16 protein-coding genes and 5 tRNA genes are annotated in these 25,791 nt (G+C 44.6%); 12 read left to right on the top strand and 9 right to left on the bottom strand.

The genetic code is table 11. The features are described 5' to 3' along the window. Positions 1 to 142 precede the first annotated feature (142 nt). Entirely contained in the window at positions 143 to 1,036 is an 894-nt protein-coding gene (gene ilvY, locus EXA13_RS13830) for an HTH-type transcriptional activator IlvY (protein WP_238133706.1), read from the bottom strand. Between the two features lie 134 nt (positions 1,037 to 1,170). Between ilvY and ilvC the strand changes: the two genes are divergently transcribed. Then, positions 1,171 to 2,655: a ketol-acid reductoisomerase gene (ilvC, locus tag EXA13_RS13835; RefSeq protein WP_238133707.1), complete on the top strand. Its 1,485-nt coding sequence runs from the start codon at positions 1,171 to 1,173 to the stop codon at positions 2,653 to 2,655. 125 nt (positions 2,656 to 2,780) lie between these two features. Here the strand turns inward: ilvC and ubiK are convergent, their stop codons facing one another. The 3 genes from ubiK to EXA13_RS13850 all read right to left on the bottom strand — a co-directional run bounded on the left by ubiK (position 2,781) and on the right by EXA13_RS13850 (position 7,395). After that, complete coding sequence (gene ubiK, locus EXA13_RS13840; protein WP_238133708.1) at positions 2,781 to 3,032, bottom strand: ubiquinone biosynthesis accessory factor UbiK; 252 nt, start codon at positions 3,030 to 3,032, stop codon at positions 2,781 to 2,783. Between the two features lie 122 nt (positions 3,033 to 3,154). After that, positions 3,155 to 6,277, bottom strand: coding sequence for a multidrug efflux RND transporter permease subunit (locus EXA13_RS13845; RefSeq protein ID WP_238133709.1), 3,123 nt, complete (start codon positions 6,275 to 6,277; stop codon positions 3,155 to 3,157). 11 nt (positions 6,278 to 6,288) lie between these two features. Next, the gene (locus EXA13_RS13850; RefSeq protein WP_238133710.1) at positions 6,289 to 7,395 is read right to left on the bottom strand and encodes an efflux RND transporter periplasmic adaptor subunit; all 1,107 of its coding nucleotides are present in this window, start codon (positions 7,393 to 7,395) and stop codon (positions 6,289 to 6,291) included. A 441-nt stretch (positions 7,396 to 7,836) separates the two neighbouring features. On the opposite strand from EXA13_RS13850, the gene rep reads away from it, so the two are divergent. Then, positions 7,837 to 9,855, top strand: coding sequence for a DNA helicase Rep (gene rep / locus EXA13_RS13855; RefSeq protein WP_238133711.1), 2,019 nt, complete (start codon positions 7,837 to 7,839; stop codon positions 9,853 to 9,855). Between the two features lie 51 nt (positions 9,856 to 9,906). Here rep and EXA13_RS13860 read toward each other — a convergent pair whose 3' ends face one another. Next, complete coding sequence (locus EXA13_RS13860) at positions 9,907 to 10,314, bottom strand: c-type cytochrome (protein WP_238133712.1); 408 nt, start codon at positions 10,312 to 10,314, stop codon at positions 9,907 to 9,909. 297 nt (positions 10,315 to 10,611) lie between these two features. On the opposite strand from EXA13_RS13860, the gene EXA13_RS13865 reads away from it, so the two are divergent. The 10 genes from EXA13_RS13865 (at position 10,612) to EXA13_RS13910 (ending at position 18,691) form a co-directional block, all read left to right on the top strand. Continuing rightward, a tRNA-Arg gene (locus EXA13_RS13865) sits at positions 10,612 to 10,688 on the top strand. 38 nt (positions 10,689 to 10,726) lie between these two features. Next, positions 10,727 to 10,802 (top strand) — tRNA-His (locus tag EXA13_RS13870). 154 nt (positions 10,803 to 10,956) lie between these two features. After that, positions 10,957 to 11,033: transfer RNA gene (locus EXA13_RS13875), tRNA-Pro, on the top strand. Between the two features lie 70 nt (positions 11,034 to 11,103). Continuing rightward, a tRNA-His gene (locus EXA13_RS13880) sits at positions 11,104 to 11,179 on the top strand. A gap of 12 nt (positions 11,180 to 11,191) precedes the next feature. Beyond that, a tRNA-Pro gene (locus EXA13_RS13885) sits at positions 11,192 to 11,268 on the top strand. An 885-nt stretch (positions 11,269 to 12,153) separates the two neighbouring features. Next, complete coding sequence (locus EXA13_RS13890; RefSeq protein WP_238133713.1) at positions 12,154 to 13,869, top strand: dipeptide ABC transporter ATP-binding protein; 1,716 nt, start codon at positions 12,154 to 12,156, stop codon at positions 13,867 to 13,869. 92 nt (positions 13,870 to 13,961) lie between these two features. Continuing rightward, positions 13,962 to 15,518, top strand: coding sequence for an ABC transporter substrate-binding protein (locus EXA13_RS13895; RefSeq protein WP_238133714.1), 1,557 nt, complete (start codon positions 13,962 to 13,964; stop codon positions 15,516 to 15,518). A 223-nt stretch (positions 15,519 to 15,741) separates the two neighbouring features. Beyond that, complete coding sequence (locus tag EXA13_RS13900; protein ID WP_238133715.1) at positions 15,742 to 16,719, top strand: ABC transporter permease; 978 nt, start codon at positions 15,742 to 15,744, stop codon at positions 16,717 to 16,719. A 2-nt stretch (positions 16,720 to 16,721) separates the two neighbouring features. Further along, positions 16,722 to 17,660, top strand: a complete 939-nt coding sequence (locus EXA13_RS13905; RefSeq protein ID WP_238133716.1) for an ABC transporter permease — start codon at positions 16,722 to 16,724, stop codon at positions 17,658 to 17,660. A gap of 125 nt (positions 17,661 to 17,785) precedes the next feature. Next, positions 17,786 to 18,691 (top strand): SPOR domain-containing protein, encoded by a 906-nt coding sequence (locus EXA13_RS13910; protein WP_238133717.1) that lies wholly within the window; start codon positions 17,786 to 17,788, stop codon positions 18,689 to 18,691. Between the two features lie 65 nt (positions 18,692 to 18,756). Here EXA13_RS13910 and EXA13_RS13915 read toward each other — a convergent pair whose 3' ends face one another. The 4 genes from EXA13_RS13915 to EXA13_RS13930 form a co-directional block, all read right to left on the bottom strand. Beyond that, positions 18,757 to 21,885, bottom strand: coding sequence for an efflux RND transporter permease subunit (locus EXA13_RS13915; RefSeq protein WP_238133718.1), 3,129 nt, complete (start codon positions 21,883 to 21,885; stop codon positions 18,757 to 18,759). A gap of 3 nt (positions 21,886 to 21,888) precedes the next feature. Further along, a complete protein-coding gene (locus tag EXA13_RS13920) occupies positions 21,889 to 23,040 on the bottom strand; it encodes an efflux RND transporter periplasmic adaptor subunit (RefSeq protein WP_238118465.1) in 1,152 nt (383 codons plus the stop codon). Between the two features lie 371 nt (positions 23,041 to 23,411). After that, positions 23,412 to 24,767, bottom strand: coding sequence for a glutathione-disulfide reductase (gorA, locus tag EXA13_RS13925; RefSeq protein ID WP_238133719.1), 1,356 nt, complete (start codon positions 24,765 to 24,767; stop codon positions 23,412 to 23,414). Positions 24,768 to 24,817: 50 nt separating this feature from the next. After that, a complete protein-coding gene (locus EXA13_RS13930; protein WP_238133720.1) occupies positions 24,818 to 25,657 on the bottom strand; it encodes a 23S rRNA (adenine(2030)-N(6))-methyltransferase RlmJ in 840 nt (279 codons plus the stop codon). Between the last annotated feature and the right edge of the window lie 134 nt (positions 25,658 to 25,791).

Genomic DNA, 25,791 nt, shown 5'->3' on the forward strand with positions numbered 1-25,791 from the left:
GCGTGTTGGGAGTTCGAATCTCTCCACCCCTGCCATCTCACTGAAACCTTAACAGAAATGTTAAGGTTTTTTCGTTTCTATTCCTTCAGAAACATATCTAAATTAAAAATTTTTTACCATTGCTATTAATCGGGTTATTACTTTAATTTGCGACGTTGATCTGAGTTGTTATAACTCGCCAGAGAGCACTGACTAGTGGATTATCAAGTTGTGAACGTTTGCAGCATACGCCTAATTTAAAGGGCCTGATTGCAGGAACATTAATTCGCTGCACTTGATCTCTAAGTGGACTGTTATTGATCACAACATCTGGAGCGATCCCAATTCCACAACCAAGGGCGACCAAGCTAACAATCGCTTCATGACCTGCAATCTGAGCATAAATATTGGGTTTAATTTTCATCTGTTTAAACCACGCATTAGCTCGATCTCGAGCGGTACCAGCTTCAGGAACAATAAACGGTATTTGATTCCAGTCAGGAGACTCTTTTTGAATTTCAGCTAAAAAAAGATGGATACCTGTAGGGGCTATAACCGAAAGAGGAATTTCACTAATAGTTGCAAATTCAATTTTTGATGGGAAGCTAGACGGTATGGCTGAAATGGCAATATCGGCTTGATCATTAAGGACCTGATCAATTGCTTGTGCTGGATCGCCAGTGAGCAATTTAAATTCTATATATGGATGTTGAAGTCGAAAAGCGTTGAGAAGCTCAGGTAAATGGCTATAGCTGGCGGTGACCGAGCAAAATAAGCGAATCTTTCCTTTTAATTCATTATCTTGATACTTGAGTTGAGATTGAATTTGTTGCCAATCATTCACGATTCTTAGTGCAAAGGGAAGTAGTTGACTGCCTGATGGGGTCAGTTCGACGCTGCGGTTATCTCGAATAAATAACCCATGACCAATCTCTTGCTCTAATTTTTGAATTTGCCTGCTGAGTGCAGATGGGCTGACATGCATGGTGTTTGCTGTCTTGCTGAAATTTTTACTCTCACATAGGTGAACAAAGAGCTGTAACGTTTTTATATTCATCAATCATCCATTCTTGCATTTATTGCAATAACTAATTGTGAATATATCACTTTAAGCAATTAAATGTCTGCATTACTATGGAGTTATTCGGTGCAAAGCCACCGGCTAAATGGAAAATTATCAAGGAGCACCCAATGGCTAATTATTTCAATACATTAAATTTACGTGAACAACTTGATCAGCTTGGTCGTTGTCGTTTTATGGCTCGAGATGAGTTTGCAACAGAAGCTGAGTTTCTAAAAGGTAAGAAAGTAGTCATTGTTGGATGTGGGGCTCAGGGTTTAAACCAAGGTTTGAACATGCGCGATTCAGGTTTGGATGTTTCCTATGCATTACGTCAGGCTGCTATTGATGAACAGCGCCAATCTTATAAAAATGCGAAGGATAATGGATTTGCTGTAGGTAGCTATGAAGATCTTATTCCACAAGCTGATCTTGTGATCAACCTAACTCCAGATAAGCAGCATTCCAATGTTGTTGAAACTGTAATGCCTTTGATGAAAGATGGCGCAGCATTGGGTTACTCGCATGGCTTTAATATCGTAGAAGAAGGGATGCAGATCCGTAAAGATTTGACAGTTGTGATGGTTGCGCCTAAGTGTCCAGGTACAGAAGTTCGTGAAGAATATAAACGAGGCTTTGGTGTACCTACCTTAATTGCTGTGCACCCAGAGAATGATCCAAAAGGTGAAGGTTGGGATATTGCAAAAGCGTGGGCTGCGGCGACAGGCGGTCATCGTGCTGGATGTTTGGAATCTTCTTTTGTTGCTGAAGTAAAGTCTGACCTGATGGGTGAACAGACTATTCTATGTGGTATGTTGCAAGCGGGTTCCATCGTATGCTACGAGAAGATGGTTGCTGAAGGTATTGAACCCGGTTACGCCGGTAAATTGCTGCAATTTGGTTGGGAAACAGTGACGGAAGCCCTGAAGTTTGGTGGTATCACTCATATGATGGATCGTCTTTCTAACCCTGCGAAAATTAAAGCATTTGAGTTATCTGAAGAGCTCAAAGAGTTACTACGTCCGCTGTACAACAAACATATGGATGACATCATTTCTGGCCATTTCTCTAGCACCATGATGGCAGACTGGGCGAATGATGATGCTGAGTTATTAGGCTGGCGTGCGGAAACAGCAGAAACTGCTTTTGAAAACTACCCTGAAACTGATGTAAAGATTGCTGAACAAGAGTACTTTGATAACGGCATTTTGATGATTGCCATGGTCCGTGCTGGGGTTGAGCTAGCATTTGAAGCGATGACCGCATCAGGAATTATTGATGAGTCTGCTTACTACGAATCTCTGCATGAACTACCACTGATCGCTAATACCGTTGCACGTAAGCGTCTGTATGAAATGAACGTAGTGATTTCGGATACGGCAGAATATGGTAACTACTTGTTTGCTAACGTTGCGACGCCACTATTGCGTGAAAAGTTCATGCCAAAAGTGAGCACGGATGTCATTGGTAAAGGTTTAGATGCCACTTCAAATCAAGTGGATAACGCGACTCTGATTGAAGTCAACAGCATTATTCGTAATCATCCAGTGGAATATATTGGTGAAGAACTGCGAGGTTACATGAAAGATATGAAGCGTATTGCGGTTGGTGATTAATTAAATAATCTAAATATAAAAATGTAAACACAACACTATAAAAAACCGAAAGGGCTTAGTCAAAGACTAGGCCCTTTTTATATTTAGTGTCGAGAAAGTAGAGTGCTATTGCACGTAACGAGCTTCTACTTGTCTGCTAATTTAGCTTCTAATTCAGAGAGCTTTTGTTCCATTTCTGTTAGCTTTTGGCGAGTTCGCAACAATACCTGAGTTTGTACATCGAACTCTTCACGGCTGACCACATCGAGTTTATTGAGTTGGCCCTGAATGACCTGACGAACTTTTTGTTCAACATCTGCACCGAGCTCTTTAACAGGCTGCGGCATCGATTCGTGAATCTGTTTTGCAATTTGCTCAAGTTTTTTTGGATCAAACATTCGTTATTCACTCCTATATTTATTCCGCTCATTCTATGTAATTCATCATTGAAAGTCGTTAATAAGTGGCATAAAAAAGGCCACCAGTGTGGCCTTTTGTGATGATGAATATTCTTCACCGCTTATTTGTTTTCAGCGAATTGGCGTTGCGCAGCCTTAGCTTCATCAACTCGAGCCAGCTTTTCTAAATCTTTATCTTCAACAAAGATAGGTAGTGGTTTGTGTTTTTCAGCAAGATAACTGTAAATCACAGGTAAAACAAACAGGGTGAATAGCGTACCAATGGATAAACCTGCCACAATAACGATACCAATACTAAAGCGCTGAGCGGCCCCAGCCCCAGTGGCATACATCAGTGGAACTAAGCCGGCAATCATGGCCGCCGTTGTCATGAGAATTGGACGTAAACGAACTTTTGCTGCAGCTGTTACCGCATCAATTCGGCTTAGTTTATTGTGAAGTTGCTCCTCTTTGGCGACCTCACAAATTAAGATTCCGTGTTTGGTGATAAGCCCTACTAAAGTAATCAGCCCAACTTGTGAGTAAATATTCATGGTTGAGACTCCCCAAGCAAGGGCAATCAATGCACCACAGATGGCGAGAGGAACAGAGACCATGATCACTAATGGATCTTTTAGTGATTCAAATTGAATCGCAAGAACCAAGAAAATAATTGCTAGAGCTAAGCCGAAAGTGACATACAGAGCGCTTCCTTCCGTTACATATTGGCGAGCTTCACCCATATAGTCATGGTTATAGCCTTTAGGTAGCTTAGTTGACGCAATATTCTCAAACCAGTCAATAGCATCGCCCATCGCGGTTGTTGGCGAAGGAACCGCCCCAACGGTTGCTGAGTTGAGCTGGTTAAAGTGAGGTAATGCTCTTGGTTCAGCCACCACATCAATGGTAATTAAACTACCGAGAGGAATCATTTTTCCATCCACGGCTCGAACGAAGTAGTTTTTCATTGATTCAGGGTTTAGTCGCCATTTCCGTTCAACTTGCGGAATAACCTCATAAGAGCGGCCATTAAGATCGATACGGTTGACATAACCATCTGCCATCATAGTACCTAGAGTGATACCAATATCTTGCATGGTTACACCATAGGAACCTGCTTTGTCTTTATCGATGTTAATTTTCATCGTTGCAGAGTCATAATTCAGATCCAAGTTTGAATAAACAAACAGTGGACTGGATTGCACTTCGGCAAGCACATCACTTGCAATAGTGAATAAGCTTTCAAAAGCATTTGGCGTGGTCATGACAAACTGGATCGGTAACCCTGAACCTGCTCCTGGTAGCTCTGGCATTTGGAATGTAGTTACAGCCATACCTGGAATGTCTTTAACCAAGTTACCAACACGAGTGGCAAGTTCAGCTTGGCTCGTTTGTCGTTCACTCCAAGGCACCATGGAGGCAATTCCAAAGGCTTGGTTTGATTCAGGTACCCCAGTAAAGACCTGTGCAAATTGGACCTCAGGCTGAGCCGATAAGATTTTATTCACGTCATTCATGGTATTAGAAAGGTAATCCAAGTTCGCATTGGATTGCCCGGTTCCGAGTAACATGATCACCCCTTTATCCTCTGATGGGGCAAGTTCGCTGGGAATAAACTTAAACAACACGGGAAGGCTGGCAAAAACAATGAAAGCAAAGGCAATGACAACAGGTCGATGAGCCATGACCGATTGCAACATATGCTCATAACGGAGCGTCATTTTATCAAGGATATGATGGACTTTTTGCTCAAATTTATTTGGCTTCTCGTTAGCTTTTAACATTTTCGAACACATCATCGGGGAAAGTGTTAAAGCTATAATGCCGGAAACAAAGACAGAGCCTGCCAGAGTCAGTGCAAACTCTTTAAATAGTGCCCCAGTAATTCCTCCCATCAATGCGATGGGGGCATATACTGCACCTAAGGTGAGCGTCATTGAAATAACCGGAACAGCGATTTCTCGTGTACCAATGATAGCGGCTCTGAAGGGAGACTCCCCCTCTTTAATGTGTCGGTCAACGTTTTCTAAGACGACAATCGCATCATCAACCACCAAACCAATCGCCAGTACCATTGCCAGCAAAGTCATCAGATTCCAAGAGAACCCCATGGCTTGCATGACCATCGCAACCCCAATAAGAGACAAAGGAATCGTTACAATTGGAATGATGACTGCACGAAGTGAACCAAGGAAAAGGGTTATCACGATCAATACAATCAATGCGGCTTCAGCAATTGTTTTAATAACTTCATGAATGGACTCATTGATCGCTACTGTCGAATCGTACATCACATTCATTTTGATATTGCTTGGCATATTGCGTTTAAGCTCTGGCAATACATTCCAAACATCTTGGGCAATGTTTATCGGGTTTGCGCTCGGGGCTGCGTTGACGGCCGCAACGACCGCTTCCTGACCATTTGCACTGGCGCGGTAGGTATCATGACTTTTGGCTAGCGTTACTTTGGCGATGTCACCTAAGCGAGTAACACTACCATCTTCAGTTTTTACCACTAGGCTTTGTAGATCTTCCACATTGGAGACTTGTGTGTCAGCACTTCCATTAAACAGCACAAATTCACCGACAGCTTGGCCTGTGGCTGATTGGTAGTTATTGGCGCTTAAGACACTCATGACATCTGTGGCCGTTAAATTAAAGGCGGCCATTTTTGCCGGATCTAACCAGACACGTAGGGCGTATTTCATCCCACCATAAAGGTCAATGCTGGAAATACCATTAATGGCATACAGTTGGGGGTTGATAACCCGTTGTAGATAGTCCGTAATTTGGCTGGAGTTTAACTCATCACTGGTAAAACCAATGTACATGACGGCTGTTGTTGAACCCGTTGACATTGTCACAGTTGGGTCTTCTGCTTCCTTAGGAAGCTGAGAACGAACAGAGTTAGTTTTCGCCAGAATGTCGGATAATGCTGCATTAGGGTCAGTGTTTAGTTTCATACTGACCGTGATTTTTGAGCTACCTAACACAGACTGTGACGTCATATAGTCAATGTTGTCAGCTTGTGCAACTGCTTGTTCCAGAGGCTGAGTGATAAAGCCTTGGATCAAGTCAGCACTAGCACCATAGTAACTAGTTGATACCGTTACTATCGTATTTGTCATTTCAGGGTATTCACTGACCTGCATTTTGAATACGGCTTGCAAACCAAGTAACGCAATCAAAAAGCTGATCGATACCGCTAGAACTGGACGTTTAATAAAAACATCAGTAAAGCGCATAATTCCTCCGGTTACAGCATCGGTGTTTCGGCAGAGAGTGTGGTGGCATCACTTTCAACGATACGAACTTTCACACCATTACTTAAACGTACTTGACCGGATGTGACCACGACATCGCCTGCGTTAATACCTTCAAGGATGTGCGCAATATCTTTGGTGCGTTCACCCACTTTCACAACTCGTTGCTCAACGCGTTTCACGCCATCTTGCTCGGTAACCACAAAGGCGTTATTACCGTAAAGCGTAAAGGTGATCGCGGTTTGAGGAAGGGTGACTTGGTCGGTGAGTTTAGGCAGAATAATATTCGCACGCGCAAACATACCGCTGCGCAATTTGCCTTCACTGTTCGGAATATCTGCTTGAACTTGGATCAAACCACTTTGCACACTGACGGCAGGTTCTATTGCTGTAATGGAGCCTTTGAAAGAGCGGCTTGGGTAGGCATCAACAAAAATATCGACTTCTTGCCCCATTGAAATACGAGAAATATCAGTTTGCGGTACAGTAAAACGTAAACGCATAACAGTGGTATCTTCTAGGCGCACAATATCCGTGCCGGGCTGTAAATATTGGCCAAGGTATACGTTACGAATACCGACCACGCCTGCAAACGGCGCTTTGATTTCCCGGCGATCAATGGTGGCTTTTAAGCTTTCAATATCCGCAGAAAGTGAATAGTAGTTTGCTTCAGCTTCATCAAATGCTTCTTTAGAAATCGATCCTTTGCTAAATAGCCCTTTATAGCGCTCATATTTTGCTTTTGCTGCAGGCAGCCGAGCTTGTGAACTTTTTAAGTTGGCCTTTTCAACTTCAGAATCTAGCAAGACTAAAGGTTGGTTTTCTTCAACTTGGGTGCCAGATTCAAACTGAATGCGGTCAATTACGCCACTGGTTTCGGTTGTGAGTGTTACACCTTGATTTGGCTCGATAAAGCCAATGGCTTCAATCGCTGGAACCCAATCAACGGGGTCGACTGTAGTGACGGTAACTGGAAACTCAGCTTCTGGGCGATTAGCCAAATATTCAGCAATCTTCTGTTGTTTAAATACATTGAAACCTATCACGCTACCAAATAGCAGCACCACGATAAGTAACATAAAAAATGTCCACTTTTTCATTCTGGTGAGAACTCCAAATTAATATTGAATGATTGTGTCCCAACGAGCATCGATTACTACTTTCAGGCTTTCGTCATCCAGTTGAAATGCCCGTACACAAAATAGTGTATAGGCGACGGTTATTCAAAGACTAGGCTGAGTTATCGCACAGACCCTGATATGCATTCAAAAAAGAGAGAATGTCGATAAGAGTCCACATTCTCTGCTTAAGCGACCTTAAATTGCAACCCGTTGTTATCGTTTAGTTTGCATATTATTTATGACGACTTCGTTATATCGCCTATCGGCGGGTCTTAATCATCATGTTTGCATTATAGCCTATAACCCCGATAGTTATGCAATACACTTGTATAGCAAAATAAAAATACTCGGTTCTTTTCTTGGTACTAACCCCTAACCAGCATTATCATGACCAGCCCGAACCCTAGATCAGAAAACACGATGAAGCTGAATTTAAGACAAGACGAAGCGGTCAAATATGTGTCAGGCCCTTGCCTCGTACTCGCTGGTGCAGGTTCGGGAAAAACTCGAGTGATTACCAATAAAATAGCCTACCTCGTTCAGCAGTGTGGTTATAAAGCTCGTAACATTGCAGCGGTTACCTTTACCAATAAAGCGGCCCGTGAAATGAAAGAGCGGGTAGGCCAAACGCTGGGGAAAGCTGAATCTCGAGGTTTAATGGTTTCAACCTTTCACACATTAGGGCTCAATATTATTCGGCGTGAATATAAGTATCTTGGTCTAAAAGCGGGCTTTTCATTATTTGACGATCAAGATCAGTTAGCATTACTTAAAGAGCTCACGGACAAACAGTTAGAGGGTGACAAAGATTTATTACGTCAACTATTGAGTACCATCTCCAACTGGAAAAATGACATGATCTCTCCTGAGCAAGCAAAAATTCTGGCAAAAGGAGAGCAACAGCAACTCTTTGCATTCTGCTTTGAGCTCTACCAAAAGCAGATGCAATCCTATAATGCGCTGGATTTTGATGATCTCATTTTATTACCAGTATTATTGTTACGTAGTCAGCAAGAAGTCCGCGAACGCTGGCAAAGCCGTATTCGTTATTTATTAGTCGATGAATACCAAGACACCAACTCCAGTCAATATGAGCTGGTGAAGCTGCTGGTGGGAGAACGTGGGCGATTAACCGTGGTGGGCGATGATGATCAGTCCATCTACTCTTGGCGAGGTGCGAAACCACAGAACCTCGTTCAACTGGGGCGTGATTTTGTTAATTTAAGGCTGATTAAGTTAGAACAAAATTATCGTTCAACAAGTCGGATTCTGCGAGCGGCGAATATTTTGATCGCCAATAACCCCCATGTGTATGAAAAAACGTTATTTTCTGAAATACCTGAGGGTGAAAAACTCAAAGTGATTATGGCCAATAATGAAGATCATGAAGCTGAACGAGTAACGGCGGAGCTCATTGCTCACAAATTTCTTAACCGTACCGAATATCGTGACTACGCTATCTTATATCGTGGCAACCACCAATCACGATTAATTGAAAAGTCCCTGATGCAAAACCGTGTGCCGTATAAATTATCAGGTGGTACCTCATTTTTTGCTCGGGCAGAAATCAAAGATATCATGGCGTATCTACGTGTATTAGTGAACCCTGATGATGACAACGCATTCTTACGTATTGTGAATACTCCCAAGCGGGAGATAGGCCCCGCAACATTAGAAAAATTGGGTCGTTATGCCAATATGCGCGGGAAAAGCTTATTTTCGGCCAGTTTTGAGTTAGGGCTTGAGCAACATCTTTCCGGTCGAGGTTTAGACAATCTACGCCGTTTTACTCAGTGGTTGGTTGCCATTGCAGATAATGCTGAGCGAGGAAACACCGTTGAAGCGGTACGCTCATTAGTGCGCGATATTCACTATGAAGATTGGTTATATGAGACTTCTCCAAGTGCAAAAGCGGCGGAAATGCGGATGAAGAATGTTTCTGAGCTCTATTCATGGATTGTTGCTGATTTAGAAGGCGATAACCACGATCAACAAGAGAAAACCTTAAAAGAAGTTGTACAACGTTTAACGCTACGCGACATGATGGAGCGTGGAGAACAAGATGATGACAGTGATGCGGTACAACTGATGACGTTACATGCCTCAAAAGGCCTCGAATTTCCGTATGTCTATTTAATTGGCGCGGAAGAAGGCATTTTGCCACATCAAACCAGCATTGATGAAGATAACGTCGAAGAGGAGCGGCGGTTAATGTATGTTGGCATTACTCGTGCCCAAAAAGAGCTCACTTTCACCTTATGTAAAGAACGCCGTCAATTTGGCGAGTTACTCAAACCGACTCAAAGCCGTTTTTTAGATGAATTACCTTATGATGATGTGGAATGGGAAACCAAGAAAAAAGTCCTTTCGCAAGAAGAACGGATGAGTAAAGGGCAAGCCCATATTGCTAATTTAAGGTCGATGTTTAATAAAAAATGACCGACTCGGAGCTTGGTCAGCCAATGCCCCAAGCTCTGAGTGGAGGGTGGATTACAGCCCTGCAATCATATGTTCAATGGCAGCAACAATTTCTTCATCGGAGCAATTCATACACGTACCACGTGCGGGCATCAAGTTAAAACCTTGTATAGCATGTTCTGTTAGCACGTCTTTCCCTTGTGCGATACGGGGTGCCCAATCTTCAGCATTACCAATTTTAGGTGCCCCTGTGACGCCAGTCGCATGGCAAGCCGTACAAAAGGTTTTATACACCGTTTCGCCATCACGTGGGCCAGTTGGTTCTTCGTTGACAGGTTCACTACCAGCAAGATAAACGTTGCCAACGGGTTTGATGCGTTCCGCAATGGCATCATAATCACTTGGGTTTGTCGCAAATGCTGCAACTGAAAAGGTGAACGTAGCGAACCATACGCTTAAGGCTGATCGAGACATATCCATTAACTCACTTTACATTCCGAGGATAAGCGTGGCTTACCCAAATTTTATACTAAGTCTAGAGCGGGATTGATTTAAAGTGATATTTTCTGTTAAATCAATGTAAAAACATGGTGAGTATATCCTGTTCGGATGTTGCAATAAACAACAAGTTGCGATCTTCAAGGCATGAATCACATCCCATTAATCAGCTTTATAGCAGACGGTTGATGAAAAAGCCGTCAAACGAGAAAAAAAGTTGAAAAAGTACTAGACGACCTAGGGGGATATACGTATTATTCCACTCCGCCGATAGGGCATGCGCCCGTAGCTCAGCTGGATAGAGCGTTGGCCTCCGGAGCCAAAGGTCGAAGGTTCGAATCCTTTCGGGCGCGCCATCCGGTTGGTTGATTGGTGCATGTTGGCAACATTGATGGTGGCTATAGCTCAGTTGGTAGAGCCCCGGATTGTGATTCCGGTTGTCGCGAGTTCAAGTCTCGTTAGCCACCCCATTATTTAGGTAACGGATGTTTCCTTTCTTGATTAACTTCGAGATAAAACAAGGATAAAGTGGGGAATAGCGTAACTTAGTCGCGCATCTCCAGTTTTAGGAATAGCAGACCAGAGGGTGACCTTCTCGTCAAATATCCTTAAACAAAATTTCGTCGGTGAATAGCGCAGTTTGGTAGCGCATCTGGTTTGGGACCAGAGGGTCGGGGGTTCGAATCCCTCTTCACCGACCACTTATTCAAAAGCTAGGTAATGACGTAGCTTAAAATAACGGCAGATAAGCGGTTATTGCAAAAATTGATGGTGGCTATAGCTCAGTTGGTAGAGCCCCGGATTGTGATTCCGGTTGTCGCGAGTTCAAGTCTCGTTAGCCACCCCATTATTAAGTTATCGGTGAATAGCGCAGTTTGGTAGCGCATCTGGTTTGGGACCAGAGGGTCGGGGGTTCGAATCCCTCTTCACCGACCACTATATTAAGCTCTAGTCGAAAGACTGGGGCTTTTTGCTACCTGTCTTTCTATTAAGAGAAGAGAGGGGTTCGTCTGATATTCAAATTCGGCTCTTCACCGACCACTACATTAAGCTCTAGTCGAAAGACTGGGGCTTTTTTCTTTCTATGTTTTATTCATCAATGAGTGGGGTTGCCATGATTCAACCTGAGTTTCTCATTCACCACTCTGGTAGTTTTCCCTTATATTCTCAAATGGTGAGAATGATGAATTTTCAAAATCAGAGTTTTTATTTTTGCAATCATGCATAAAACCAGTGAGAAGTGATCAAGACGATGTACAGAGAGCCAGTATGGCAACCCTTGTTTATAAGAGGATGAAGCCTTTTTTTAACCTAGACTTTCGTAGGTTAATATACTGACTTTTGTTTATGTATTGTGTTTTATCACTAGTATTTTTATTAGATTCATTCTTTTGGGCTGTCTTATGGTTATACATCGATATTTGTTTCTATATTGTTAATTTTTAGCTTGGGTCGTGGTTGAGATAATATGCAAGCATGATTTTTATGATCTCTTTCTTGTTTTATAAAAATTAGCGATAAACTCTAACTTGTATCCATGTGTTATCAATATGGTTCGGTGGTTTGACCATTTTTATATCTATTAATTGTGCATGTTTATTCGATTAAGATGCTTTGTTTTACTGTGTTATCGAGTTTTTATCCTTTGATTGTTGCTTTTGTGTGAGATTTTTGCCACAATGATGAACTTGTAAATAGCCAGCAGATTGTACTGTGTTGGTAGAAGGGAATCATAGGTTTTATGCCATCAGCGATGCACATTGCAATGGTGTAAGCCTCAGACAGGGCAGTATTGTGCCAAAGCAGTGAGGTCTGGTTTACATGTCACTTTTAGAGGTTAGTCATCTACGCATTGAATATCCGTCACGTCATGGTGTCCATGCAGCGGTAAAATCGCTCAGCTTTAATATTGAGCGTGGTGAAATTGTTGGCGTCGTGGGTGAGTCTGGCGCAGGTAAGTCTACGGTTGGGAATGCGATCATTGATTTATTAAGCCCTCCCGGAACGATTGCAGGAGGTGAGGTATTCTTAGATGGAGAGAAAATCTCTGGTTTATCTCCTGAAAAAATGCGTCAAGTTCGAGGCTCAAAAATTGGGTTTATCTTTCAAGATCCCATGACATCACTTAACCCCTTGTTTACGGTTGAACACCAATTAACTGAAACTATTCACGCTAATATGAAGGTCAGCCATGAAGAAGCTTATCAACGGGCTTTATCTCTCATGCAGCAGGTGGGGATCCCTCAGCCTGAAAATCGCTTAAAGCAGTACCCCCATCAGTTTTCGGGTGGTATGCGTCAACGGGTCGTGATAGCGATTGCGCTGGCGGGAGAGCCGGATTTAATTATTGCTGATGAACCAACTACAGCGTTGGATGTATCGATTCAAGATCAAATACTGTCGCTGATCCGTGAATTATGCAAAAAGAATAACGTGGGTTGTATGTTGGTGACTCATGATATGGGCGTGGTTTCCAATGTGACCGATCGGGTTGCGGTTATGTATCGTGGCGAGTTAGTCGAATTTGGCCCAACGGCAAAAGTATTAGGTAACCCCGATCATCCTTATACGCGTAGTTTAATTTCAGCCGTTCCTCGCTCAGATATCAAGTTAGAGCGCTTTCCTCTCGTCAGTTACATCGAAGAAGCCAGTGAGCTGGCTCCACTAGATATTAAGCATCATTGGTTAGGTCAGAGCCAAGATCAGCGTGCTTATACTGGTCCACTGTTGAACATTGAGAATGTTAATCTTCGTTTTGTGACTAAAGATTCTCTATTTGAAAGCCGCCGTGAGTATGTGCAAGCGTCCAATAATGTTAGCTTTCAAGTCCATGAAGGGGAAACCTTTGGTCTGGTGGGAGAATCGGGCTCAGGAAAATCGACCATAGCACGAGTGATCGCCGGCCTATATCAACCCAATGAAGGGCGCGTAACTTTTGAAGGGATAGATCTTACCGGGCTCAAGTCAGAAAAACAGCGCCGCCCGATGCGCCGTCAGATGCAAATGGTCTTTCAAAATCCTTATACCTCCATGAACCCTCGAATGAAGGTATTGGATATCATCGCTGAGCCTATTCGTTTTCATAAACTGACCGACAATGAATCGCAAACCCGAAAAATTGTGAATGATTTATTGGACTATGTGGGACTGGGTCGAATGGCGGGGCTTAAATATCCCCATGAATTTTCTGGAGGGCAGCGGCAGAGGATTTCGATTGCTCGCGCTTTGGCAACCCGCCCTCGATTATTGATTTGCGATGAGCCGACCTCGGCGTTAGATGTGTCTGTTCAAGCGCAAATTCTTAACTTGCTGAAAGATTTACAGCAAGAGCTGAATTTAACCATGTTGTTTATCAGTCACGATTTACCCGTGATTCGGCAAATGTGCGATCGAGTGGGGGTGATGCAAATGGGAACCTTATTAGAAGTCGCCCCAACCGAACAGCTTTTTACAACGCCACAGCATGAATACAGCAAACAATTGATTTCCTTGATGCCTGAGTTTACCGGGTTAAGAGAAAAGGCAGAAACCGCTTAGTCGGTTTTCATTCCATATCAAGTGGAAAAAGCACGCATTAACAGCAGTACAATAACATAAGGGATATAAATTCCCGCATAAGGAGTTATGCAATGATAACCTTTAAAAGCAAGCTGACCTTAGCTTTAATGGCGGCAGGATTGAGTTTTTCACTCAGTGCTGCGCAGATTAAAGTTGCCTACGATTCAGATCCTGTCTCCATGGACCCTCATGAGCAGCTTTCGGGGGGAACGCTGCAATTGTCACATATGGTCTTTGATCCATTAATTCGTTTTACGCAGGACATGAAATTTGAACCTCGTCTGGCTCAGTCTTGGCAGCGCTTGGACGATGAAACGATGCGTTTTACCCTGCGCCAAGGTGTAACATTTCATTCAGGCAATCCTTTTACCGCAGATGATGTGGTATGGACCTTTAATCGATTGAAAGATTCGGCGGATTTTAAAGGTATTTTCGAGCCTCTTGCCTCAGTCACCAAAGTGGATGACTACACGGTCGATATTAAAACAAATGGGGTTTATCCGCTGATTGAAAACGTGGCGACTTATATTTTTCCTATGGATAGCAAGTTCTACACTGGGACAACGGCTGAAGGTAAAAATAAAGCAGAAATCGTTAAACACGGATCTTCCTTTGCTTCAACCCATGCCTCTGGGACGGGGCCTTTTATAGTGACCGAGCGTGAGCAGGGAATACGCGTCGAATTTGCTCGCTTTGCCGATTACTGGGATAAAGACAGCAAAGGCAATGTGGATAAGTTGACACTGGTGCCGATTAAAGAAGCCGCAACGCGAGTGGCTGCTTTGTTGTCTGGGGGCGTTGATATGATTGCTCCTGTTTCGCCCAATGATTACCAGCGAATTCGTAACGCTAAAGATATTGAACTGTACACCATGCCGGGTACACGAGTGATCACCTTCCAACTCAACCAAAATAGCCATGAAGCGCTGCGTGATGTACGTGTTCGCCAAGCGATTGTTTATGCGATTAATAACCAAGGTATTGTTGATCGAGTGATGCGTGGTGCAGCAACCGCCGCAGGGCAGCAAAGCCCAGTGGGTTATGCAGGTTATAACGAAAATCTCAAACCACGTTTTGACCTTGAAAAAGCCAAACAATTGATGAAAGAAGCCGGTTATGAGAAAGGCTTTAGCATGAGTATGCTCGCTCCTAATAACCGCTATGTGAATGATGATAAAATTGCGCAAGCCGCATCAGCCATGCTGGCTCGTATCGGTATCAAGGTCGATTTGAAAACCATGCCTAAAGCACAATTTTGGCCAGAGTTTGATAAATGTGCCGCTGATATGTTACTGATTGGCTGGCACCCTGATACGGAAGATTCAGCAAACTTCACTGAGTTCTTAACCATGACCCGTAATGAACAAACGGGTAAAGGTCAGTATAACTGCGGTTACTATTCAAATGCGGAAGTGGATGCTTTAGTTGATGCCTCTAATGTAGAAACCGACTTAGTTAAGCGTGGTGAAATGCTGAGAAAAGTAGAAGAGATTCTCTATAATGAAGCGGCCTTCGTTCCGCTCCACTGGCAAGATCCTTCATGGGCAGCTAAGAAAAACCTAGAGTTGGCTCCGATCATTAACGGTATGGATTTCCCTTACTTTGGTGATTTGGTGGTTAAAGAATAACCCATAAGGAAACTCAACCTGCATTAAGTGGGTTAACGAAAAGCGACAGAAGAGTCTCGTCGCTTTTCGTTTTATCTCTCACAGTGATATGTTTTTACGGGATACTGCGCTTACCTTGTCGAGCTTAATTTTTATTCGGTCGGATTAAGCATGCTATTAAGGTCGAAGAGTTTCGTTGTGCGAGTTCAAGCACAGCAGTTATGGATAGTTTAAGGGGCAGGGAATGTTTTCTTTTCTGGTCAAACGCCTGTATCAGGCAGTGATAGTAATGTTTGTCATCAGTTTGGTGGCATTTGCAATTCAAGATAACCTCGGTGACCCATTGCGTGAGTTGGTGGGGCAATCAGTTTCAGAAGAACAGCGCCAAGCGATGCGTGATGAGTTGGGGCTTAATGACCCGTTTCTCGTCAAATATACCCGTTTCTTAAGTTCTGCCGTTCAGGGAGATTTAGGCACCTCTTACACTTTCAAACGGTCAGCAGTTGAGGTGATATTAGATAAATTAGTCGCCACACTGGAGTTGGTATTTGCCGCAACCCTAATCATTATTAGCCTCTCCATTCCTCTTGGGGTGTATTCTGCCATTCATCCTAAGCGTTGGTTCTCAAAGTTGATCATGGCGGGCAGTAGTGTGGGTATTTCCATTCCGGTCTTTTTAACCGCTATCATGCTGATGTATGTTTTTTCCATTGAATTAGGCTGGCTACCCTCTTATGGACGGGGGCAAACCACCCAGTTATTGGGGTGGGAGTCGGGCTTATTTAACTTGGATGGTTTAAGTCATTTAGTGCTACCTAGTATTGCTTTGGCTTCTATTATGTTGCCGCTCTTTATCCGCTTGGTGCGTTCAGAGATGCTCGAAGTCTTAAGTTCCGAATACATAAAATTTGCTAAAGCCAAAGGCTTAGCCATGAATAAAATTTATTTTCAACACGCGTTAAGAAATACATTACTCCCAGTGCTCACCGTCGGTGGCGTGCAGATAGGGACCATGGTGGCCTACACCATTTTAACGGAAACCGTTTTTCAATGGCCGGGAACGGGCTTGCTCTTTTTAGAGGCGATTAACCGAGTGGATACACCGCTGATCACTGCCTATGTAATTTTTGTCGGGCTGCTTTTTGTGGTGACGAACACCATTGTCGATTTGCTGTATGGGTTGATCAACCCAACTGTTAATTTAACCGGAAAAGGGGCGTAATCATGACTTCGACAACAAGTACGCCTTCACTTTGGCAACGTTTTAAACAATCGGATTTTCTGTATTACTTTCTACGCGATAAAGTGGCGATGATCAGTTTTGCCTGCTTTATGCTGTTTTTGGCAATGGCATTAACCGCTCCGTTATTGGCTCCAACCAACCCTTACGATTTGGCTTCCATTGACATTATGGACTCAGAATTGCCTCCGGTTTGGTTAGAAGGCAGTGATGAACGCTTCCTGTTAGGGACGGATGAACAAGGGCGAGACATTCTATCGACGATTTTGTATGGCTCTCGGTTGTCTTTGACCATTGGTTTTTTGGCGGTGGGGCTGCAACTGCTTCTTGGGATTGTGATCGGACTGTCGGCAGGGTACTTTGGCGGCCGGATTGATAGCTTCTTGATGCGTTTTGCCGATATTCAGCTCTCTTTCTCTACCATGATGGTCGCAATTATTGTCTCGGCTATCTTTAAAGCCAGTTTTGGTGGTGAGTTTTATAGTCAATATGCAGTGGTGATGTTGGTGGTCATTATTGGCATCGCCGAATGGCCTCAGTATGCTCGAACCATTCGAGCGTCGGTATTGGCTGAGAAGAAGAAAGAGTATGTCGAAGCCGCACGAGTGATGGGGTTTAAATCGTTACGTATCATGTTTAGGCATATTTTACCTAATTGCCTGTCACCCATTTTGGTTATCTCAACGGTACAAATTGCCAATGCCATTATGTCTGAAGCGGCACTTTCTTTCCTCGGGTTAGGTTTACCCGTTGATCAACCCTCGTTAGGCGCACTCATTAGTATCGGTTTTAAATATATCTTCTCCGGTGCTTGGTGGATAACGGTCTTTCCTGGTGTGGTATTGATCAGCTTAGTTTTGGTCATTAACTTACTGGGGGACTGGTTACGGGATGTGTTTAACCCCAAAATTTATAAAGGGTAAGACGAGTCGGTTGATTTTATAGTGATAAGCCTCCTAAACTGAGAGTCGTAAGTAATTACGGCTCTTTTTTTGCATCTATTTTCGCACCTGAAGCCATTTACGCTGTCACTATAGTAGGGATAACTATGGATATAAAAGTGGTCGAAATGTCTAAAATCACCCATCGAATGCTATTAAGCTTGTTCTGCTGCGCGGTTTCTCTCTTCTCATTCCCCGTGCTTGCTCAGGATTTTCTCTGTGACGCGACACAAGCGGCCAGTGATCAACTCCCGGTTCTAGAACCGTCCTGTCCACTGGGGCAAGGGTTGTGGGGAAAGGCTTTGCCTAAAGGGCAACATTCCAAATTCTGGATTCAGTGTGGCTTATTAACGTCTCCCTTATCGGTGGAACAGGCGAAAGCACTCTACACAAAAATATCGACCGATGTGTGGATGAAATCAGAAGGCAACGGGACCCGTTGTTTAATTGGGCCTTATAATGATTATGCTCAAGCCCGTAAAGAACTGACGGGAGTACGTACCCTTGCTGGATATCAAGAAGCATTTCTTCGTGAAGTTGGAAAAAGTGCGGAATCTCAGCCCCCAGGCACTCAAACCAAACCGAAGTCCAAACCACGCTCGTCCGCGACAGTAGAAAAGGTCAAATCGGAGACAAAACCCAAGCCGGTGAAAAGTGCGCCACTCAGTAAGCCCCAAAATGGCAAGATTGTGATTCGGCACCAAACTTCTTTAAATGGATTAACTTACGCCATTCCCTATACCTCGTCACAGGCGGTGCAGTTTTATATGGAGCATAATCAGGCTTGGAATCGTTTGAACTATCGTGGCGCTAAAGCGATGTGTGAGAGCCTGAATATGCGTTTGGTAACCGAGGATGAATGGCAACAATTGCTCCGTTCAAAAGTCATGGAGAAAGAGCAATGGCCCATGTATTTGCCTTATTGGGGGACAAATAATAAAGGGTTATTTACCAGTGGGAAAATGACCAACCTTAAAGGAAATTCTCTGCTGAGCGTGTTGTGTGTGAAATAAAGGATAATGAAAAAGCCCGAACCATGCTGGTTCGGGCTGTATTTTAATCGAGCGCCATTCATGGACTAAGCATCTTTAGGGATTTTATGTCTTTGGGTGCGGAAAAGACGCATCACCATCACAAAGAATACCGGAACAAAGAAGATCGCTAGAATAGTGGCAGCGAGCATCCCGCCCACGACCCCCCAGCCAATCGCGTTACGACTCGCAGCTCCCGCCCCGGTACTTAGTGCCAAAGGTAAGACCCCAAGAATAAAGGCGAATGATGTCATCATGATGGGGCGCAAGCGCATACGGCAGGCTTCGACCGTTGCTTTCAGTAAGTCCATACCTTCGTCATAGAGGTCTTTAGCGAATTCGACAATCAATATCGCATTTTTCGCGGATAACCCAATCGTTGTCAGTAGGCCGACTTGGAAATAAATATCGTTGGACAAGGATTTGACGGTTGCCGCGGCAATCGCACCGAATACCCCAAGAGGAACCACGAGAATAATCGAGAAGGGAACGCTCCAGCTCTCATATAACGCCGCCAGACTCAAGAACACGATCAAAATCGACAACGCATAGAGAAGAGGGGCTTGTGAGCCAGATTCAATCTCTTGATAAGAAGAGCCTGTCCATTCCAACCCAATACCTTGTGGTAGCTGGTCAACGATATCCTGAATGGCTTGCATGGCATCTCCCGTACTTTTTCCCGGTGCCGCAGAACCTTGGATATTGAGAGCTGGAACACCATTGAAGCGTTCAAGACGCGGTGAACCATATGACCATTCTGTGGTAGCAAAGGCATCAAAAGGTACCATATTTCCTTCGGCATTGCTGACATGCCATAAACTCAGATCATCAGGGTTCATTCGGTATGGTGCATCCGCTTGTACATACACTTTTTTCACCCGTCCGTTATCAATAAAGTCATTGACATAACTAGAGCCTAGCGCTGTTGACAGTGTGGAGTTAATATCTGAAACAGAAACCCCCATTGCCATGGCTTTTTCATAGTCAATATTGATGCGAAACTGTGGTGTATCCTCCATCCCGTTTGGGCGAACAGAGGTTAGGTTTGGGTTGCTGGCTGCCATTCCCAGTAGTTGGTTGCGAGCGTCGATCAATTTGTCGTGACCCATATTAGTGGTATCTGTCAAATAGGCATCAAAACCACTGGCACTACCAAGCCCCTGAATAGCGGGGACGTTGAAGGAGAAAATTTGCGCTTCTTTAATTGAGGCAAAAGCTGGATAAGAACGCCCAACAACCGCATCGACCGATAAAGCAGGATCTTTTCGTTCATCCCAATCTTTCAAGCGGATAAAGGCCATTCCCATATTCTGTCCTTGACCGGCAAAACTAAAACCTGCAACCGTAAAGACGGATTCCACGGCATCTTTCTCATTGTCTAGAAAGTGGTGGCGTAGTTTGTCCATCACTTCCAGCGTTTGCTCTTGAGTCGCTCCTACAGGCAATTGCACAATGGAGAGGAAAATACCTTGATCTTCTTCTGGTACAAAGGAGGTTGGAAGGCGAACCCAAAGTGTCGCAAGAATGCCGACAATAACCCCATACACCAACAAGTAGCGGAACTGGCGGTTCACGCCGCGATCCACCACATTTTTATAACCGTGTGTTCCTCGATCAAACCATTGGTTGAACCAAACCAGAGGGCCACGGCGAACATGGTGATCTTCCCCTTTTTTTATCGGCTTTAACATGGTGGCACACAAGGCGGGAGTTAGAATCATTGCGACCAGTACAGATAACACCATGGAGGAGACAATGGTTAATGAGAACTGGCGGTAAATCGCCCCAGCAGCACCACCAAAGAAAGCCATCGGAATAAATACAGCACTCAGAACCATTGCTATACCTACGAGCGCACCAGTGATTTGTCCCATGGATTTACGCGTTGCTTCCCGAGGTGATAGCCCCTCTTCACTCATGACCCGCTCAACGTTCTCCACCACGACAATGGCGTCATCCACCAGTAGGCCAATGGCAAGAACCAAACCAAACATGGTGAGCGTGTTAATCGAGAATCCAAAAGCGGCCATAACCCCGAAGGTACCTAATAACACGACTGGTACCGCGATGGTTGGAATCAGTGTGGCACGGAAATTTTGCAAGAATAAGTACATCACAAGGAAGACCAGTACAATGGCTTCCACCAGAGTATGCACAACCTCCTCGATCGAAATTTTTACAAATGGTGTGGTATCGTAAGGATAAACCACCTCAATATTGTCTGGGAAAGTCGGCTCTAACTCAGCTAAGCGTGCTTTCACGGCATTCGCGGTTTCCAGCGCATTAGCGCCCGTGGCAAGCTTGATGGCGATGCCGGATGAATATTTCCCGTTGTACAGTGCAACCGCATCGTAACTTTCGGCACCTAACTCAATTCGTGCCACGTCTTTCAGACGAATCTGTGCGCCATCGGTATCCACTTTGAGTAAGATATTTTGGAATTCTTCGACTGTGGTAAAACGGCTTTGTGCGGTAATCGTGGCGTTCAGTTGTTGTCCTTCTACTGAAGGACTTGCTCCAAGTTGACCAACCGATACCTGAGTATTTTGAGTGCTGATGGCACTTTTGATTTGAGCGGGTGTCAGTTGGTAATTATTGAGTTTGTTGGGATCTAGCCAGATTCGCATCGCGTGTTGCGAGCCAAACACTTGAGCCTCACCCACTCCATGAACACGGCTAAGAGGATCTTTGACTTGCGAAACCATGAAGTCAGCAATTTCGGTGTTATCCATGCTACCGTCAGTCGAAATAAAAGCCGCCACCATCAAAAAAGAGGTGGAGGATTTCGCAACGGTAATCCCCTGCTGGGTGACTTCGGTGGGTAGGGTCGCTTCTGCCAGAGACAGTTTATTTTGTACCTGAACTTGAGCGATATCGGGATCGGTCCCGGATTCAAACGTCAAGGTGATATTAAAATTACCAGCAGAGTCACTGGTGGCAGACATGTACAGTAAGTTATCAATACCGTTCATGTTTTGTTCAATGGTCTGAGTGACGCTATTTTCGACGGTTTTTGCTGATGCGCCAGGGTAAGCCCCAGAAATCGAAACCGCAGGTGGTGCGATATCTGGATACTGCGAAACGGGCAGTGTCATGATGGACAATACCCCCGCCAGCATGATGATGATGGCGATCACCCATGCAAAAATAGGGCGATCTATAAAAAATCGTGCCATGTCTTATTGTTCCTTAACATCGTTGAGGACATTGGTGGTCACTGTGCTTCCTGGCTGGATTTTTTGCAGACCTTTGACGATCACTAACTCGCCAGCTTGCAAGCCAGAGTCAACTAACCATTGGTTGCCGATGGTACGGCTGGTTGTGATGGTACGTTTCTCGACCTGATTTTGTTCGTTAACGATAAATACGGAAGCTTCTCCTCGAGCATTACGGCTCACCGCAGCCTGAGCAATTAAGATACCGTTGGCACGGCGCTCCGTTGGCACGGCGGCCCGAACGTATAAGCCGGGAAGTAAGAACTGATTTGGGTTATCAACCGTCGCCCGGACATTGACGGTGCCGGTGTTTTCATTGACAGACACTTCCGCGAACTGCAATGTAGCTTGCTGTTCAATGGGGGTTCCATCGTCTAAAAATAGTTGAATACCGCTTAGTTCTTGGGTGTCTACTCCCGCTGATTGGCGTAATTTCAGCAGCTCCGTACTTGGCTGAGAAAGGTCAACATAAAGAGGATCCAATTGCTGAATGGTCGCGAGCACATTGGTTTGGTTGGCGGTAACAAGAGCCCCTTCCGTAATTAAGGTTCGGCCGATTCGACCTGAAATCGGTGCTTTAATCTGCGTGTAATCTAGGTTGATTTGTGCTGAATGTACATTGGCTTTGGCGGCGGCAACAGAAGCTAACGCTTCTTTATAGCTTGCTTGCGCATCTTCATAGTCCTGCTGGCTGACCGATTTCTTCGCCACTAATTCACGATAGCGTTTAGCTTGATATTCGGTTTGAGACAACGTTGCTTCTGCTTTAGCCAAGTTGGCTTTGGCGCTGGCGAGTGTGGCTTGATACGTCGCGGGATCGAGCGCGAACAAAATATCCCCTTGTTCAACCTGAGTACCTTCAACAAACAGACGTTTGGTGACAATTCCGCTGACTTGAGGGCGTACTTCCGCAATTCGGTAAGCGCTGGTGCGGCCCGGTAAGGTACTGGTCACTTCTACCGATTGCGTCATGACTTTAACCACATCCACGGCAACCGGTGGAGGCGCTGCATTATTCGTCGCTTGTGGGCTAGCTTCTGGTTGACATCCTGCAAGCGCAACGGTGGCCATGATGCTCATCAGCCAGCGTTTAGAAAAGGCTTTACCTTCGCCCATAATTTTTATCTCCTTTATCACTAGAGCGTATTAAATCCAGTCACTTTTTCAGGTAGACAGCTTCACTATCCCTTAGATTCACCGATTCTAGTGTTTTTTATAAAATGCTTGTTAATGCAAGGCATGGCGACATCCTCGGATCACCCTACTAATTAGGGTTAAGAGTCGTCATGATAAAACTACGATAGAACTCTGTCATTTATTGTACAGATGGACAAGTAATTTTTACTGCACGAATGGATAATTAATAGAATGTGATTTATTGGGCGGCAAATTGAATAAATAATAGTCGTCATCAAAGCCGAACTGTGTACCAAAAAAAACGCCCCGACACGAAAACGTGACGAGGCGTAAGTTTATATTTTTACGCCTCAGCGCATGGTAACAAATTCCTCACTGCCGGTTGGGTGGATGGCGACGACAGAATCGAAATCAGCTTTAGTTGCGCCCATTTTCATTGCCACGGCAAAACCTTGGATCATTTCATCGACGGTATAACCAATACCGTGTAAACCCACGACGGTTTCTTCTGGGCCTGCACATACCAGTTTCATTTTACAAGGCTGGCGATGAGAGGTGACGGCGGTGTACATGGCCGTAAAGCTGGAGGTATAGACTTTGACCTGTTCTGCGCCATATTTAGCAATGGCATCGGGTTCACTTAAACCGATGGTGCCAATCGGCGGGTGACTAAAGACAACGGTAGGGACTAAATCGTAATCCATTTTCGCTTCTGGTTTGTTATTAAACAAGCGCTCAGAGAGTTGTCTCCCCGCTTTGACCGCCACCGGAGTGAGCTCAATGCCGCCCTGCATAATATCGCCCACGCAGTAAATGCCCGGTACGTTGGTATTTTGGTATTGATCAACCTTGATGTAACCTCGTTCTGTGGTTTCAACACCGGTTACCGCTAGGTTAATTTCATCCGTTGCGGGGTGGCGACCAATGGCCCAAATGAGTGTATCGACATTTTGGCTATAACCATTTTCTAAATGAAGCGTGAGGCTGCCATCGGCTTCTTTCACCACTTCTTTCGGAATGGAATGCGTATGCAGGGTTGGGCCTTCGTTTTTCATCACTTCGGTTAAGGTATCGATGATCATCGGGTCAAAGCTGCGCAGAGGGGACTCTTTTCGTACAAAAAGGTGGGTTTCGGTTCCTAATGCATGTAGTACGCCTGCAATCTCGACAGCAATATAACCAGCACCGACGACGGCTACACGTTTAGGTTGTTCCGTTAATTCAAAGAAACCGTTTGAGTCGATACCATACTCGGCACCAGGAATAGTAGGAATGCTCGGGCGACCACCCACGGCAACTAAAATATGATCCGCGCTGTATTGTTTGCCATTCACTTCGACGGTTTTTTCATCAACAAAACGAGCAAAACCACGGATAACGTTTACCTTGTTGTTACCTAATACACGGTCATAGGATTGGTGAATTCGACCAATGTATGCTTGGCGATTTTTGATCAGTGTTGACCAGTCTAAGCCTTTTACATCGACATCAAAGCCGTAATCTTTGGCGTAAAGATGCAATGCTTCTGCGACTTGCGCGCCGTGCCACATGACTTTTTTCGGCACACAACCGACGTTAACACAAGTACCACCGAGATCCTTGGCTTCAATCAGAGCGACTTTGGCTCCGTACATGGCGGCACGGTTTGCTGAGGCGATACCGCCACTACCGCCACCGATACAGAGATAATCAAAATGTGTGGTCATTACTTTCTCCATTATTCTTTTTGAGTGCTTCTTGAATAGATTGGGTCAGTTTATTCTGGAACAACCCATTCGACTTTAAAATGTCCCGTTACGGGGGCGATGGCCTGTTTGAGAAACGGCAGTATTTCTTGCATTTCACTTTCCAACTTCCATGGCGGATTAATCACTATCATTCCAGAGGCCGTCATGCCACGTTCATTGGTATCTGGAGCGACGCCCAATTCAATTTGCAAAATTTTACGGATACCAAGGTTGGCTAAGCCTTCTAACATGTCATCAATATCACAGCGATTAACCACGGGATACCAAATCGCATAAATGCCGGTAGACCAGCGTTTATAGCTTTGAGCAATGGCTTGCACCACATCTCGATACTCTTTCGCCAGTTCATATGGTGGGTCGATCAGCACTAAACCTCGGCGCTCTTTCGGCGGGAGGCTAGCTTTTAAGCGGGTGAAACCATCTTCTTTATAGATGGCAACTTGACGATCACGCTGAAATTCTTGCTCAAGCAGTGGATAGTCACTTGGGTGTAGTTCGGTCAATACCATGCGATCTTGTGGACGGAGGTGTGTCCGAGCCACTCGCGGAGAACCCGGATAATAGCGTAGCGTGTTGCCATTATTGAGTGCTTTGATGGCCGCTAAATAGCTATCGATAGCGCTAGGCGTTACATTTTGTTGCCAAATGCGCGCAATCCCTTGCTTATATTCGCCGGTTTTTTCAGACCATTCGTGGGTCAGGTCATAACGGCCAACTCCAGAGTGGGTATCATGGTAGACAAAAGGCTTGTCTTTTTGTTGCAAGGCATTGAGGATAAGGCTTTGCACAATATGTTTTAATACATCTGCATGGTTGCCAGCATGAAAGCTGTGACGATAACTTAGCAAAATAAGCCCTCAAAACACTCAAATTGAGCGTTGGTTGTGAATCAAAAGTATTGACTGATTATACGCCACTATTGAAATTTGCTGAACCTACCTATATTTACTATTTCATCGCTGCAAAATATCTAGGCACATGT

The sequence above is a fragment of the Vibrio cincinnatiensis genome (assembly GCF_022113815.1).
Lineage (GTDB): Bacteria > Pseudomonadota > Gammaproteobacteria > Enterobacterales > Vibrionaceae > Vibrio > Vibrio cincinnatiensis_A.